We start from the raw sequence: 2,612 nt of genomic DNA, 5'->3' as shown, positions 1-2,612 counted from the left end.
CCTGCCACACCGCGGGGTCGAAGCAGCCCCAGCCGTCCTGCTTGGTCTTCTCGGTGAAGACGTAGTCGAGCAGGGTCCTGCAGGCCGCCAGCTCGTCCTCGCGCACCGCGTCGGGATATTCCTGCAGGAACAGGTCGACCGCCTGCTCCGGGTTCTGGCGCGCGTACTGCCAGCCGCGGCCGGCGGCGCGCAGGAAGCCGGCCAAGAGGTCGCCCTGGCCCTCGATCGTCTCGGCCGTGGCGTAGTAAGGCATGGCGTAGAGGCGCACACCCTGGTCCCATAGCCGCATGGTGATCCTATCGGGGCCCAGCACCTTGAGCGCGGTGCGGTTGGTCTCCCACCCGGTGATGCAGTCGACCTGGCCGGTCAGCAGCGGCGACATGTCGGCGCCGATGACCACGACCTCGACATCGCCTTCCGCGATGCCGTGCTTGCGCAGCAGGGCCGAGAGCAGGATCCGGCCGGTGGCCTGGACCCCGACCTTCTTCCCGACCATGTCCTGCGGCGCGCGGACCGGCGCCGCCGGCAGCGAGAAGAAGCTGTAGGGGTGCTGCTGCGCCCCGACCGCGAAGCATTTCACCGGGATGCCCTGCGACGCCGCCAGCAGCAGCGAGGGGCTGGAGGAGACCTGGCCGATCTCGAACCGGCCGGAGGCGACGATGGCGACACCGTCGATGCTGGGCCCGCCCGGCTGGATCGCGAAGTCGATCTTCTCCTCCTCGAAATAGCCGAGGCGCTTGGCCACGATCTCGCCGAGCTGGTTGTCGTTCGCCAGCCAGCCGAGCTGCATGTTCACCGCGCGGGTACCGGTCGCGGCCCGCGCGGGGCCGGGGATCACCGTGGGACAGGCCAGCCCGCCGGCCAGCGCCAGGCCGGCCTTCAGCACGTATCGCCGGCTGGCGGAGAGCGTCGTCGCCATGAAGCCATCTCCTTCTTCGGGGTCGCGTTGGACCCGGAGCTTCCCTGCCGATGCGGCTCTTGGCGGTGTCGCTCGTCGTGGCTTCCTGGGGCGACGCGTCCGCGCTCGGATCCACAACTTTAGGAGTGCTTCGGCGCGCTTCGGAAGAATAGAATTTCGCGCGAGGTGATGCCTTTTCGGCATCACCCGGGGACGGGTTTTCGGGGGACGACCGGCATGCATGCGGTGGTGCTGCGCTATCTCGACCATGTCGCGCGGCTGGGCTCGATCCGGCGGGCGGCGGAGGCGCTGAACGTCGCCTCCTCCGCCGTCAACCGGCAGATCCTGAAGCTGGAGGCGGAGATCGGCGCCGCGCTGTTCGAGCGGCGCGGCAACGGCGTCCGCCTGACCCCGGCCGGCGAGCATTTGCTGCGCCATGCGCGGCACACCCTGGCGGAGTGGCAACGCACCTGCAGCGACATCGCGGCATTGTCCGGCGACCTGCATGGCGAGGTGCGGATCGTGGCGATCCCGTCGCTGCTGGTGCGGGTGGTGCCGCGGGCGATCGAGGCGGTGGCGGCGCAGCACCCGCACGTCACCTTCCGCGTCATCGACGCCGACCCGGCCGAGCATGTCGAGGAGATGCGGGCCGGCCGGCCGGACGTGGCGCTGCTGTTCATCGACCGGCGCCAGCGCAGCTACGAGCTGGCGGCCCGGCTGCGCACGGCGCTGGGCGCGATCATGCGGCCGGACCACCCGCTGGCCTCGCTGAACGGCGTCACCCTGACGCAATGCGCCGACTATCCGGTGGTGATGCTGAACGACCCCTGGCTGCTGGACGCGGTGTCAGAGAGCGAGTTCATCCACAGCGGTGCCCAGTTCAGCGCCCGCATCCTGTCGAACTCGCTGACCGTGATGAAGGCGGCGATGCGATCCGGCCTCGGCATCGGCTTCTTCACGCCGACGGGATTCGTCGACGAGATCCGCAACGGCGAGCTGGTCTGCGTACCGCTGATGGAGCCCGGGCTGGCGGGCAGCGAGATCGGGCTGTTCGTGCACCGCGATCGGTCGGCGGCCCCGCACATCAAGGTGCTCGCGACGGAGCTGGGCCGGCAGTTGCAGAGCCTGGCGCAAGATATCGCCGCGACCGGGCGGGCCGCGTGCGGGTGAGCCCCCGGCCGGGGACGTGAAGCGATCGTCGCGGAACGGGCGTCACCCCTCCGTCGCGACGAAGGCCCGGCGGCCCTCCACCAGGGTGGCGACGACATCGGGCTGCGGCGTCCCGCCTGCCCCGGGATCGACCAGCAGCAGGTCGGCGCGGCGGCCGACCTCGATCCGGCCGCGATCGGCGAGGCCCAGCGCCTCGGCCGGGTTGGCGGCGACGAGGTCCCAGGCGCGCTCCAGCGGCAGCGCCCCCTCACCCGCCAGGCGGAAGGCCGCATGCAGCGGGGCCGGGTAGTAGTAGTCCGAGGTCAGGATGCTGCACAGGCCCGCGCCCACCAGCTCGGCCGCCGCGGGGTTGCCCGCCTTGTGGCTGCCGCCGCGCAGCACGTTGGGCCCGCCCATGACGACATGCTCGCCCCGGGCCCGGGCATCGGCGGCGACCGCGCGGGCCAGGGGAACTCCGCGATGCGCGCGCCCAGCGCCCGGTAGCGCGCCCGGGCCGCGAGATCGGCATCGTCATGGCTGAGCATCGGCACGCCGGCCGCGGCGC

3 protein-coding genes are annotated in these 2,612 nt (G+C 71.7%); 1 reads left to right on the top strand and 2 read right to left on the bottom strand.

Going from position 1 to position 2,612, the window contains the following annotated elements:
- Nucleotides 1-919, bottom strand: a 919-nt coding sequence (locus P409_RS31470; RefSeq protein WP_034847801.1) for an ABC transporter substrate-binding protein, incomplete at its 3' end; no start/stop codon positions are given.
- 216 nt (nucleotides 920-1,135) lie between these two features.
- Between P409_RS31470 and P409_RS31465 the strand changes: the two genes are divergently transcribed.
- Nucleotides 1,136-2,068 carry a LysR family transcriptional regulator gene (locus P409_RS31465; RefSeq protein WP_052121623.1) on the top strand — a complete coding sequence of 311 codons (933 nt, stop codon included), beginning with the start codon at nucleotides 1,136-1,138 and terminating at the stop codon, nucleotides 2,066-2,068.
- 42 nt (nucleotides 2,069-2,110) lie between these two features.
- Here P409_RS31465 and P409_RS31460 read toward each other — a convergent pair whose 3' ends face one another.
- Nucleotides 2,111-2,464, bottom strand: coding sequence for an amidohydrolase family protein (locus tag P409_RS31460; protein ID WP_052121622.1), 354 nt, complete (start codon nucleotides 2,462-2,464; stop codon nucleotides 2,111-2,113).
- Nucleotides 2,465-2,612: the final 148 nt, after the last annotated feature.

Origin of the sequence: Inquilinus limosus MP06, assembly GCF_000767795.1 — a bacterium.
Lineage (GTDB): Bacteria > Pseudomonadota > Alphaproteobacteria > DSM-16000 > Inquilinaceae > Inquilinus > Inquilinus limosus_E.
Note: the sequence above shows the minus strand (reverse complement) of the source record. Positions and strands in the feature narration are given on the sequence as shown.

Coding starts and splice junctions, on each gene's coding strand:
- P409_RS31460 (WP_052121622.1), bottom strand. CDS start 2,464: ATGGGCGGGCCCAACGTGCTGCGCGGCGGCAGCCACAAGGCGGGCAAC.
- P409_RS31465 (WP_052121623.1), top strand. CDS start 1,136: ATGCATGCGGTGGTGCTGCGCTATCTCGACCATGTCGCGCGGCTGGGC.